Annotated in this window: 5 protein-coding genes; 3 read left to right on the plus strand and 2 right to left on the minus strand. The window is 68.4% G+C overall.

Features of this window, described 5'->3' with window-relative positions:
• Positions 1-13: 13 nt before the first annotated feature.
• Both DKG75_RS08395 and DKG75_RS08400 read right to left on the minus strand, forming a co-directional pair.
• Positions 14-8,788 carry a Tc toxin subunit A-related protein gene (locus DKG75_RS08395; RefSeq protein WP_109920634.1) on the minus strand — a complete coding sequence of 2,925 codons (8,775 nt, stop codon included), beginning with the start codon at positions 8,786-8,788 and terminating at the stop codon, positions 14-16.
• A gap of 323 nt (positions 8,789-9,111) precedes the next feature.
• On the minus strand, positions 9,112-10,440 hold the full coding sequence (locus DKG75_RS08400; RefSeq protein WP_166646408.1) for a phytoene desaturase family protein: 1,329 nt from the start codon (positions 10,438-10,440) through the stop codon (positions 9,112-9,114).
• Positions 10,441-10,589: 149 nt separating this feature from the next.
• On the opposite strand from DKG75_RS08400, the gene DKG75_RS08405 reads away from it, so the two are divergent.
• From DKG75_RS08405 to DKG75_RS08415, 3 genes are read left to right on the plus strand one after another with little or no spacing between them, the layout of a single operon-like run.
• Entirely contained in the window at positions 10,590-11,420 is an 831-nt protein-coding gene (locus DKG75_RS08405; RefSeq protein WP_109920635.1) for an enoyl-CoA hydratase/isomerase family protein, read from the plus strand.
• 7 nt (positions 11,421-11,427) lie between these two features.
• Positions 11,428-12,165 (plus strand): SDR family NAD(P)-dependent oxidoreductase, encoded by a 738-nt coding sequence (locus tag DKG75_RS08410; protein WP_208111986.1) that lies wholly within the window; start codon positions 11,428-11,430, stop codon positions 12,163-12,165.
• Positions 12,162-13,082, plus strand: a complete 921-nt coding sequence (locus DKG75_RS08415) for an alpha/beta hydrolase (RefSeq protein WP_109920637.1) — start codon at positions 12,162-12,164, stop codon at positions 13,080-13,082. Before DKG75_RS08410 ends, DKG75_RS08415 begins: the two co-directional genes overlap by 4 nt.

A 13,082-nucleotide genomic window follows, 5' to 3' on the forward strand; every position in this document is an offset into this window, starting at 1 on the left:
ACGGCCGCTTGTTCTAGGCGTTCGAGAACATCGATGCGGTGTAATTGATGACGATGCGGATGTTGTGCAGGATCTCGGCATTGAGGCAGCCGTCCGCGCCGAGCAGGACGCTCGATTCCGGATAGGCCGCGAGCTTGCGCAGGTCGAAGACGATGCTCCAGTCGCCGGTGAAATTCGCGGCGGGCAGGTCGGCGAAATCGACGCTGCCGATCCGGCCGTGCAACGTTACCGATGCCGCCGCCCCGGCCGCGACGACCAGGCTCAGGTAGTCGGCATCGGGCGAGAGGACGACATTCGCCGGCACGTCGAGCTGCAGGTCGACCGCGGCCAGCTTCAGGCCGGACTGGTTCCGCGGGAAATCGCCGGCCGCGATGGGGAAGGCGATCTCCTGGGTTTCAGCCCCTTCCTCCGGCTCGAGGAAGGTTTCCCAGGCGTCGGGGAAGGCGTCGGCCAGGGCGAGGCCGGCGCCGCAGCGGAAATTCTCCCGGGCGATCAGCGCCTCCACCTTCTGGCGGAAGGCGTCGCCGCCCTGAAGCGCCGTATAGGCGATGGTCAGGACCACGTCGGTGATCGCGCCGATGGCGAAGCCGTTCGTCTTCTGCGGCACGGTGCAGCGCCAGACCGAGACCGCGCCGGTACCCTCGAAGGGCAGGTAGCGCTCGTCGGCGAAATTCACATAGTCGTCGAGCGTGCCCCAGGGGTTTTCCGTGTTCGACAGGGCGATCTGCTGGCGCGACTGCCAGTTCTGGCGCACCGTCAGCGGCGCGTCGTCGCCGGCCGCGCCGAGCAGATAGGCGACCGCATCCTCGCTCGGGGCGAGCACGAGGTCGTTGCGGATCTGGGTCAGTTCCACATTGGCGTTGGCGACCTGCTCGCCGCCGCTGCCGAGCAAGGCGAGGCCGACCGCGCGGATCTGGCGGTTGTACTGGCCCGGGAAGTCGAGGTCGTAGAGCGCCTCGCCGAGCGTGATCGTGCATTCGCCCGTGGTCTGAAGCCGGTAGAGCTCGGTCGGCGACAGCCGGGCCAGGGACACGGTCTTGCGGATTTCGAGCCTTCTGGTGTTGTTCTGCAGATAGGCGCGTTCCATCTGGTTGACGGCGCTCTCCAGGCCCTGGCCGGCCAGCAGGCCGTGATGCAGGCTGTCCCAATAGTCGAAGTTCACGAAGCTGTCGCTGCGGTTCAGCTCGTAACCATAGGCGCTCTGCGCTGCCAGGGCCGCATCCAGGGCGAGCTTGTAGGCCTGGAAATAGAGCGTCGAGAGGCGGCCCGACATCCAGGAATAAAGCTCGGTCGAGTCGAATTTCGACTTCAGGAAATCCTGGATTTCCTTGGTCTGGCTGACCGTGGTCCGGTGGATGTCCAACTCCCGCCCGGCGATATCGAGGGAGATCTGCGCTGCGCCGATCTCCTTTTCGATGCCGGCCAGTTCGGCGGCCGCCTTGTCGGACTGATATTGCCATTCCGCGCTGCGGCGGGCGAAGCCGGCGGCGGTCTCGCTGATCCCGGCGGACAGTTCGGAAATCTTGCCGAGCACGCCGAAGAAGGCGGCCAGCTTGCTGAGATTGGCGCCGACCTGGGTCCCGCCCCAGGTCATGGCGAAGGGCGAGCCGACGTCGGGTTGCAGGTGGGCGAGGGCGCTTGCCGTCTCGAGCACCGACGAGGTGCTGTTCAGGACCGTCGCGGTGACGGCCAGGGCGATCTGCGCCTGTTCGCCCGGCAGCAGGCCGGCGGACAGCAGGCCGTCATAGTAATCGGCATCGACCTGCAACGCCGCCTGGCTGGCCTGGAGCCGTTCGAGGGTCAGGCGGGCGGTTTCGACCCCCTGTTCCTTGACCCGCGTGGTCTGGTTGAGAAGCGTCAGCTCGTGGGTGTTCTGCAACCGCGCCAGGGCTTCGGCATCGCGGGAGGCGAGGGCATTGTGCAGGGCGTCGCCCAGGGTCTCGACGGTGGCGATCAAGGTCCGCGCATGGTTCACCAGGGTGGTGAACCGATAGGGCGGGATCGACGGCTGCGACTGGGCGACGACGGTGGCGCTGGATTGCCCGGCGGTGGCGGCGCGGACCAGGGCCAGGGGATCGATCGGCGGCGCGAACAGGGGCAGTTTCAGCGGCTTGCCGTCGAGGTCCAGGCAATGGCGGAGCTTGTACAGCCGGTCGTCGATCACATCCCAATAGGAGAGAAGTTTCTCGTTCTCGGGCACGCAGAAATAGGGCTCGATATCGGTGAAGGGCTTGCCGTCGAGGTCCGGCGCCACCAGGCCGCTCGCCGGCAGCGTATTCTCGAGATAGATCAGGAATTGCGGGATGCCACCCGGCAGGTCCTCGTATTTGTCGAGGATCTGCTGGAAGGTCGCGGGCGGCGGCGTCGGGCAGGGGCCGAGGTCGACCGGCTTCTCGCCCAGCAGGTTGTAGGCATAGTCGTACAGCATCATCGCAGCCGTCAGCCCCTCCCAGGTATATTGGGCGAACATGGCGTCGCCCCAGGCGATCAGCGTGTCGAGATAGCCCATGAGCGTCGCCTTCTCGAAGGCGCCGATGCGCAGGCGGGCGATCGCATAGGGATCGAAGGGGTCGTTGTTGTAGAGATAGATCTGTGCCTCGTCCGACAGGATCTGCTGCAGGCTGTCGAGGGTGTGGTTGCGGAAGGGCTGGAACTGCCAGTATTTCGCCGCGGGCCGGCTCAACTGATAGTTCAGGAGGACGTTCCGCACCTCGCGGACCATCAGCGCCTTCTGCTCGTCGTCCGGGATCTCGGGCCAGAGGAAGCCGAGGTAGCTGTCGGCGCCGAAATCCGGGGAAACCCGGCCGTCGGCCTCGATGACGCCGTTCTCGCGCAATTGCGCATAGGCGGTGGTCGAATCCTGTTCCGAAATGTCGGGGGTTACGAAGGATTCGGCCGAGAGCGGCGCCTCCCGGCTGGTCGGGTCGAAGATATATTGGTACCAGGACAGCGACTCGTCGAAGCGCCGCTCGGCCAGCAGGCTGGACGCGACGAGTTGCGGCGTGAAGAAGAACAATTCCCAGTAATAGAGGCCGTAGGGGCCGTTGAAATCGACCTGGGCGCCGTCGAACTGGGTCGGCCCGATGACCCGGCGCGTCGGCGCGTAGCGCGAGAAGGGCAGCAGCGGCACCACCGGGATCTGCTGCGAGGCGAGGGCCAGCAGGCGGTCGATCCCGCCCGAGAACAGCCGGGCCGAAAGCCGCGAGGTGGCGCCGGTGGTCAGGCGGGTGAAGCGGAATTTCAGGTCGTGGATGTCGCGCTGCCAGGTGGCGGCGTAATAGTCGAGCAGGATGGCGCGGACTTCCTCGGTCAGTTCCGCCCGCGTGCCCGGGTCCTGGTCGGGGAACAGGAAGGAGAGATCGGTGGTCGCCGAAAAGCGCGGGCTGATGATGCCGCCGTCGTCGATGATGCCTTCGTCCTGCAACTGGCTGAAGGTCTCGGCCGAGGCGGCGGCATCGATCCCCGGGCCGATGAAGGACGTGGGCGTCAGCACCAGGTCCTCGCGCTCGAAGTAGTAGCGGAAGGCGGTGATCGATGGCAGGTTCAGCAGTTTCGCCCTGACCTCGGCGGTTTGCAGGGACCGCCGGGGTTCCGGCGTGCCGGGGAACAGGAAGCTCATGTCGGTCAGCGCGCTGAAGTCGGGCGACAGCGTGCCGTCCGCCGAGACCAGGCCGGCACTCTTCAACTGTTCGAAGGCGCTTTTCGAGGTGGCGAGGTCGATGTTCGCCGTGACGAAGGAATAATCGAAGACCTGCGGTTCGGTCGAAATGTCCGAAATCCGGGTCCAGGTGCTGATCAGGGGCAGGCGCAGGGTTTCGGGCGCGACCATGAAGGCTTCGTCGCCGTTGTTGAAGATGAACTCGCACGGCTGGTTCTTCACCATGATGGTACGCGCGATGTCGCGCGCGGTGCCGGCAAGGAGGACCGGATCGCCCATGTGCAGGAACAGGACCCGCCGCACCTGGCCGATCAGCAGCGATTTCTGGTCCTGCGGCGCGCCGGAGAACAGGAAGCCGAGGTTGGTGGCGGAGGTGAAGCTCTCGCTGACGAAGCCGTCGTCGCCGACCACGCCGTTCGCCTTCAGGCCGTTCAGCACGGTGGCGGATTGGCCGGCATCGATCGCCGGCAGCACGAAGGCGGCATCGGTCGCCCGTTTGCCTTCGGCCCGGAGCGTGAACAGGATGTCCTGCACGACCGGGATCAGGATCGCCTTCTGGGCGGCGGGGGCGCCGCCGAACAGGAAGGACAGGTTGGTGTTGAGCGAGAAGCCCGGCGGCACCGTGCCGTCGGCCTCGATGACGCCGTTGAACACGAGGTCGTTGAAGACGGTGCGCGATTGCGCGGCGTCGATCCCGGGGGAGACGAAATCGCCGCTGCCCACCGTCTGCGGCTGGCGGGCATAGCTGATGTTCGAGGTGTAGTCGCCATAGTAATTGGTCCGCAGCACGTCGAGGGTCTTGTCGACGTTGAGGGTCGCCAGGGCGACGTCCAGCTTGGGCGAGATCGCCGGCGGAATGCCGGCCGCGGCATTGGTGGCCAGCAGCAGGAACTCGGTGCTGCGCATGACGAAATCGCTGTTCAGGTCCGAGTTCAGCACCTTCGCCTCGGTCATCGAGATCGAGCCGCGTGTCCTGCCCGCGACCGCCTGGTTCACCTCTACGGTCCTGTCGTAGATATTGAGTTCGAAGGCGTAACGCGCGCCGTTCTCGCTGGCCAGCGAAGGCGGCGGCGGGTCGATCTGGGGCAGCGGCACGCCGGCGACATTGTTGTCGATGAAGGGACCGTAGAGGACGACGATCTTCTCCGAGGCCGAAGTGCCCTTGGGCTTGCCCGTCAGATTGTCGCCGGTGATACGCAGGGCGTTCACCTTGTGCCAATAGAGATTGTTCATGGCGAAGAGCTGGTAGCCCGACGAATCGTCGAAGGGCGTGGTCGAGGGATCGACGTAGACCACCTGCTCTGGCCCCAGGCTCTGGGGTGCCGCCCATGATTTGGCGACGCTGTAGAAGGAATAGCGGATCGCCGCCTGATAGACCGCCTTGTTCTCGGACCTCGTGCCCTTGTCGCCGTCGGTGGTGATTTCCGAACTGAAGGTCGGGGTCAGTTCGACCCAGAAGATGAACAGCCGGCTGAAGGCGAAGACGGGGGTGATGAAGCGCGAGGGGATGGCCAGGTCGATCTTCTGCCATTCGCCCCAGGCGGCATCCTTTTCCTTCGTATTGTAATAGTAGGTATAGGGTTCCTCGCGCGTTCGGGCGAAGAGGAACGAGGTCTCGACCGCCGCCCGCTCGCCATCCTCGACCACGCCCTGGAAGGCGTCGACATAGGTCAGGGTGGTCAGTTGGTCGAAGGCTTCGAGATATTGCAGAAAGGCCTGTTCGACCATGTCGTCGTTGAGGTCGCTTTGCTGCAGCGTATCCTGAAGCGACCGGAACAGTCCCGTCCGCGACTGGCGGATCGAGGGCACCAGATAGTTCTCGGGGTAGACGAAGATCTTGCGGTTGGCTTCCCATACCCGGTAGTTCAGCATCCATTCCCACCAGACATTCGGGATCGGCAGCGTGTCGACGCCGTCCTCGAGCCCCAGGCGGGTACGCTGGAGATAGAGCTGAAGGGCGTTCAGCCCTTCGGCGATGTAGGAGATTTCGGCGCAACTGCCCATCTCGACGTCGATCAGCAGGAACTCGTAGAGTTGCCGCGGCGAGGTGAAGGTGGGAAAGGACTGGCGCAGCTGCCACAGCACCAGCCCTTCGAGGGCGTCGCGCGTCGCTTCCTGCACCTGGCCGGTAACGCTTTTGTTCACCTCATCGAAACGGTCGCCGAGCTTGGCCCCGGCGACCGAGACCAGGGCGCGGGCGGTATCGACATAGGTCGGCCAATTGGCCGCGGTGGCGGCGAGGTCCCCGAGCGCCAACAGGTCCTGGGCGAAGAAGGCGTCGGTCCCGGTCTTGTCGAGAAGGGCGAAAACCGCGTTCAGCCGCGCCACCCCGGCGACCGTGTCGTAGAGGGTGGCGGCTTGCCCGATATTGCCCGCGATCTGGCAGATCTGGGCCTGGGGCCAGCCGGACAGGGCGGACAGCGCGGCGGCTTTCCCGCCGTCGGCGCAGGTGCTGTCGGGGGGTAGGGCGAAATAGTCGAGCAGATCGGCCTGGGTGGTGTCGAAACCGTCTTCCAGGGCCTTGAAGTCCTGGACCGCGACGATGCCGCCAAGGCTTGGGGCGAGCAGGTCGCCGAGCCCGAAGACGGCCGGCATGGAGGCCACCGCCGCAACGAAGGCGCCGTCGAGGTCGAGGCGGCGGGCGGTGGCGGCGCCGCGGGCGAGTGCTGCATAGGCATCGACCAGGGTCTGGAAGGCCGGATCGGCCGGGACCGGGGTCAGGAAGGCGGCGATCGTCGCCGCGACGGCGATGCCGGCGGCGGCGAAATAGGCCGCCAGCCCGTCCAGGACCTCGGGGGTGGTGCCGAGCTGGGAGGCGAATTGCGCCGCCAGCAGCGTATATTGGGCCGCATAGGCCTGGTCCAGGACCTCGCGGACGGCGGCGATCTCGGCGTCCGTGAAGCCGTCGGCCTTCAGGAAGGCGAGGTCGGCGGTCTCGACGAGCCGGAGCACGATCGCGACGTCGCCGGTGCCGATTTTCTCGAACACCGTGGCATAGGCTTCGGCGACCGAGGCGAGCAGCGGCGGGTCGGTGCGGCCGAGCAGCAGGGCGTAGATTTCCCGCGAGCGTTCCTCGGTGATCTGGTCGGCGGTGAAGGCGGCCGGGGTCAGCAGGCCGGGCTGGGCCAGCATCCACAGCGCCCGCATCTGGGCATGGGTCAGCGCCGGCGGGGTCAGGCCCTTCGCCGGCGTGCCCTGAAGCATATAGGCGACCTCGGCCACGGTCAGGCGCTGCTTCGCCAGCCACTCGCAGGTGGCGCGCAGGCGCAGCAGCGCCGGCGGCTTGAACGCCGCCGCCGCCGCATCGATGCCGAGCAGCGCCAGCAGCGTCTGCCAATCGGCATAGGACAGTTTCAGCGTGCGCAGCAGGAGAACCGTGCGGTAGAGCCGCGACAGGTTCGGCACGTCGAGGGCGACGGTGGCGCCCTGTCCGAACAGGGCGGTGCCGAGCGCGGTCAGCTGGTCGTCGCTGAGGCCGAGGGCGGCCATCAGCCGGCTGCGGCCGAAGCCGCCGGCGGGGCGCTCCTCGTCGTCGATGGTCCAGGTCTCGACCGGGTCGCGGTAGAGCGGATTGGGCGGATAGACGGGGTGATAGGGCGGCTGGCCCTTGAGGACGGCGGGGGCGTTGTAGACCTGGTCGAACAGGTCTTCCGGGTAGCGGCCGTCGCCCGTGCCGGTGGTCGGCATGTCGGACCAGAAGGCGGCGGCGGCCTTTGCCGTCAGCTTGTAGGCGCCAAGCACCTGCCGGGCTTCCGCGAGATCGACCAGGGCCGGGCCGTCGATCTCGGTCCGGCCGAGCGCGGCGAGCAGGCGGTTCAGGTCGACGAAATCGATGCCGCTCCAGCGGGCGAGGCGGACGAAGCGGTTGATGCGGTCCCGCGTCCCATCGGTGAGGTTGGAGACCGTCCGCGTGCCGTCCGTCCCGACCACGAGCGAGACCGCCTGGCCCGCGGGCAGAGGCCGGTTGATGAAGAAATCATGGGCGAGGCCGGCGTCGAGTTCGGCCGGGCCGAGATCGCCGGCGAGGAGCCGGACCAGCGCCTCCCGCGTCAGGCCGGTCTGGAGCACGAAGATCCCCTCGGCCGACAGCGCCGCCAGGTCTTCCTTGACGAGGCCGTAGAGCTGCTTCTGCCGGGCCGGGTCCGTGACCGGCGTGGTCACCATCGACCAGCGCTCGGGGGAGAGGTCGAGCGCTGCGGCGGCGCTCTCGGGCCGGAGCGTGAAGTCCAGCGGGCAGGGCGGCCGGAACAGGGTGTCGAACGCCTGGAGCGACGTGCCGAGCGCGCCCAGATAGCCGCGCACCTGTTCGAGCGGAAGATTATAGGGCAGGTTGAACGGGTAGATCGCATTGGCAAGGTCGAGGAAGACGTCGTCGCTGTTCAGTTCCTGCGCCGCCCGGTCGGCCAGCACTTCGTTGACGATCTGGATGTAGGGCACCGGATCGTTGGTATTGGCACAGGTCAGTTCCAGGTCGAACAGGCCCTTGCGCCGGCTCTTGAGCAGGAGGGGGGCGGGGATCGTGGCCGCGTTCGGATCGGTGACGTAACTTTGGATGATCCGCATCAGGTCGACGAAATAGGCCGCCGGGCCGAAGATCGACCGGCAATGCGCGCAGCTGCAATAGTCGAGCGGGCCGAACAATTCGATGTAATTGGGCAGGCTCTCGAAATAGCCGGCGACCGCATCCGGCAGGGGCAGCGAGCGGATGGCGCGGGCGTGTTTCGATGCGACGACGCCATGGATATTGGCCCAGAGATGGGTAACCTGGCCGCGCACGGTGCGGGCCTTGGCATGGGCCCGGCGCGCCTTTTCGGGCGAGCCGAACAGGTCGCCGTGCTCGGCCACGAAGCGGCTCTCGGGCAGGGCGGCGATATGCTGCGCCGAGTTGAAACCGCGGGCGACGAGGCCGCCGGCGACGCGGGTTTCCGGGTGAAGGCGAAGCAGGCGCTGATGGGTCATCAGCGTTTCCCGTGCGGCCCCCCGGTCCTCCGTGGCCGACCAGTCCAGGGCGGCGACCGCCTCGTCGTCGAGGAAGTCGAAGGTCAGCAGGTCGACATGGGCATTGGCTTGGAAAAAGCCCTTGAATGCCCGCGTCTTCAGGTGGTGGTGGCGAGACGATGGGGAGGTCATAAGAATCGTCCTGATTGTTTTGAATGGTTTGGACGTCTTGAAAGTATATTTATGGTTATTGATAATCCCATTGATTGCAATCGTTATACGCGCATTTAATCGCGAAAAAGTTGTTGCACCACGGCAGGCGCGCGAAGGCGCCCCGGGGTGCCGTCCGGGTGAGCGCAAAGAAGGGATCGGGAGCAGGGGCCGGCGGCCGGCCGCGGATGAGCGCGCGCGGGGTGGGGCGGCCGGCGCTTTGCCCGCGGCCTGGCGGCGGGCGTGCCGGCGCCTTCCGGGCCGGGCTTCTGCCCCGCGGGATCGGCCCGCGGGGCGCTGTCGTGTTACTGCGCGGCCTGGGGCGCGCGGCGGCCGTCGAGCCAGGCGGCGGCGAGCGCGGCGGCGCGCTGGCCGGTGACGGCGCAGGCCTGGGTGCCGCCGTCGCCGTATTCCTTCACCGCATCGCCGACGTGCCAGAAATTGGCCAGCGGGGTTTCCTGCGGCATGTCGTAGCCGGCGCAGGAGCGCTGGGCCGGCCAGTCCCCGCGCATGACCCGGATCGACAGGATCCGGGCATCGGCGAAGCCGGGGAAATTCTCCCGCAGTTCCTGCAAGGCCGCCTCGGTTTCCGTCTGTTCGTCGAAATCGCCGAGCGCCGGGATCGGCACCGCATAGGCGACATGGAGATGCCAGCCGGGCGGCGCCATCTCGGGGCACATGGCGGACAGTTCCGCGATGTTGCACAGGCGCCGGGTGGCGCTGAAGGTGATCAGGCCCGGGACCTCGACCAGCCGTTCGCGGGTCGCGAAATTGATCACGATATTGGCCGCCGGGCGCGGCAGGCGGCGGGCGTCGCCGGCGTAACCGGCGCCGAACGCCTCGGCCCCGGCAAGATCGAGGGCGGCGCGCGGGCCCATGTTGCCGATGACCGCGCGGGTCGGGATCGTCAGCACCTCGCCGCCGCGCTCGACCTCGACCCCGGTGACGGCGCCGCCTTCGATGCGCAGGCCCTTGGCCCGGGTTTCCAGCCAGATCTCGCCGCCGTGGCGGCGGATGCCGGCACCGAGGTCGTCCCATAGGCCCTGGGTGCCGCGCGGGCAGAAGCCGAAGCGCTTGAAGGCGCCCTTCTGCGCGAAATAGACGAGGAAGGCGCGGGCCGGCAGTTCATCCGCATTGGCGGCGAAGATCGCGGCGCAGAGGTTGCGGAACAGGCCGTGCACCGTCTCGTTCCTGGTGTATTTCGCCAGCCATTCCTTGGTGCTCAGCTTGGCCTCGGGCAGGTCGCCGGCGCGGGCGTCGGCGAATTTCGCCCCGATCCGCGCCGCCTGCTTGGTCAGGCCGCCCAGCAGCATGCCCCAGCCGCCCTTGCTGATGTTCACGATTTTGCCGTCGATGCTGAAGACCGTGGCCGGCTGCGGCTCGCGCACGTCGAGCGGCACGCCGAGCAGGGCGAAAGTCTCCTCGAAGGTGCTGCCCTTCTCGATCGCGATGGCGCCGATATTCACGGTGAAGCCGTCGATCACCTCGCTGCCGGCGCGGCCGCCCAGGCGGTTCAGGCTGTCGATCAGCAGGACCTTGCGCCGGTCCGCGACCAGGCGGGCGGCGGCGCTCATGCCGCCGGCGCCGGCGCCGATCACGACCGCGTCAAAGGGGGGGCTTTCGATGGTGCTCATGCGCTCCTCGCTGGCAAGGGGATGGGGCGGGCAACGCCCCGACCCCTTCTTCATCCGGCTTCGGCCCGGCGGCGGGGCCGTACTTTGGACGGGGGCCGGGTCGCCGCGCCGGCATTCTTCTGGCCCCGGCAAGACGGAAGGGGAATGTCATGGCAAGCGCAATCGAGGCCGCGCCGGTGCCGATCGTGGCGGAAGGACCGGTCCTTGCCGGTCTCTACGACGACGGTGTCGCCCACCTGCGGCTGAACCGGCCGGCGGCGGCCAACGGCCTGAACCTCGAGATGCTGATGGCGCTGGAGGCGGCCCTGCTGCGCCTGCACGGCGACCGGCGGGTGCGCGCCGTGCTGTTGACCGGCGAGGGCCGGAATTTCTGCGCCGGCGGCGATGTCCACGTCTTCCTCGACCAGGGCGAGGCCCTGCCCGACCTGATCCGGGTCGCGACCGCCCGCCTGCAGACCGTGGCCGGCCTGCTGATCCGGCTGGAGGCGCCGGTCGTCGCCGCCGTGCAGGGCTATGCCGCGGGCGGCGGCGGCTTGGGGCTGGTCTGTTCGTCCGATCTCGTCGTCGCCGGCGAGGGCGCCAGCTTCATGGCCGGCGCGACCCGCGTCGCCATGGTGCCCGACGCCGGGGTGACGTCGAGCTTAACCCAGATCGTCGGCTTCCGCCGGGCGATGGAGATCGTCCTGCTGAACGAGCCGCTGACCGCGGCGGCGGCGCGGGATCTCGGGCTGATCAACCGGGTGGTGCCCGACGACCGCCTGCTCGATGAGGCGCTGGACCTTGCCCGCCGGCTGGCGCGCGGCGCCCCCGCCGCCCAGGCCGCGGCCAAGCGCCTGATGTGGAGCGGGATCGGCCAGGGCATCGAAGCGGTGATGCCGGTCGAAAACGCCACCCAGGCCCAATTGTCGGGCCTTGCGGATGCCCGGGAAGGCTTGCGCGCGGTGATCGAGAAACGCGCGCCCCGCTTCACGGGGCGGTGAGATGGTTGTGACCCAATCCCTTCAGGGGCGGCGGGCCCTGGTCACCGGCGGCGGCCAGGGCATCGGCGCGGCGGTCTGCCGCCAGCTTGCGGCACTCGGCGCCGCTGTCGTCGTTGCCGATATCGACGGCGCGGCGGCGGCGGCGGTGGCCGGGGCGACCGGCGGCAGCGCCGTCACCCTGGATGTTACCGATGCCGCGCGGGTGGCGGCGGCGGTCGCCGAAACCGGCCCCTTCGACATCCTGGTGAACAATGCCGGCAAGGACCAGCACGCCTTCTTCACCCAGACCACGGCAGCGGACTGGCAGCAATTGATGGCGGTCAACCTGTTCGCGGTCTTTGCCGCCACCCATGCGGTGCTGCCGGCGATGCAGGCGCGCGGCTTCGGCCGCATCGTCAACATCGCTTCCGAGGCGGGGCGCCTCGGCTCCCGCGGGGGGGCAGTCTATGCCGCCGCCAAGGGCGGGGTGATCGCCTTCACCAAATCGATCGCGCGGGAAAACGGCACCCGGGGCATTACCGCCAATGCCGTGCTGCCCGGGCCGGTGGACACGCCCCTGCTGCAAGCGGCGGTCGCCGCGGGCGGGGACAAACTGCTGCGGGCGATGACGGCGGCGACCCTGGTCGGGCGCCTGGGCACGCCGGCGGAAGTCGCCGCCCTGGTCGGCTTCCTGGCCGGCGAGGCGGCCGGCTTCATCACCGGCGAGACCATCGGCGTCTCGGGCGGCATGGGGTGCGGGGGATGACGGCAGCGAGCGATGGAACCCGGCCCGTCGATGCGGTGACCGCCCGGGTCAAGGCCGTCTACGGCGGCTGGCGGCGTTCGACCCCGGTCGCCCGCATGCGCGCGGATTGGGACGGCCTGTTCGGCCATACCCCGGCGGGGGTGGCGGTCGAGCCGGTCGCCGTCGGTCCCCTGGCGGCGGAATGGATGCGTGCCCCCGGCACGCGGCGCGACCGGGCCGTCCTCTACCTGCACGGCGGGGGATTTCAGGTCGGCTCGCCCCTGTCGCATCGGGAATTGATGGCGGCAATCTCGGCCGCCGCCGGCTGCGCCGTGCTCGGCCTCGCCTACCGGCTGGCGCCGGAGCACCGCTTTCCCGCCGCCCTCGAGGATGCGGTCGCGGCCTATGGCTGGCTGCGCGCGGCCGGCTTCGCGCCCGGGCGGCTGGCGTTCGCCGGGGATTCGGCGGGCGGCGGCCTTGCGCTTTCGACCTTGCTCGCCCTCCGGGGCAAGGGGCAGGCGCTGCCGGCGGCGGCGGCGCTGCTCTCGGTCTGGACCGACCTGACGGCATCGGGCGAGAGCTATCGGACCCGCAGCGCCGCCGATCCCATCCACCAGCGCCCGATGATCCAGGCCATGGCGGCGCAATATCTGGGCGAGGACGGCGATCCGATGGATCCTCTGGCCTCGCCCCTGTTCGCCGATCCGCGCGGCCTGCCGCCCCTGCTGTTGCAGGTCGGCGACCGCGAGACGGTGCTGAGCGATTCCGTCGCCTTCGCCGAACGGGCGCAGGCGGCGGGGGTGGCGGCCGAATTGCAGGTCTATCCCGACATGATCCATGTCTTCCAGCAATTCCCCCGCGACCTGCCCGAGGCGCGGGCGGCGATCGCGGCGATCGGCGATTTCCTGGCGGCCCATTTCGACAAGGACGAGGACTGA

The organism is Zavarzinia compransoris (assembly GCF_003173055.1).
Taxonomy (GTDB): Bacteria; Pseudomonadota; Alphaproteobacteria; order Zavarziniales; family Zavarziniaceae; genus Zavarzinia; species Zavarzinia compransoris.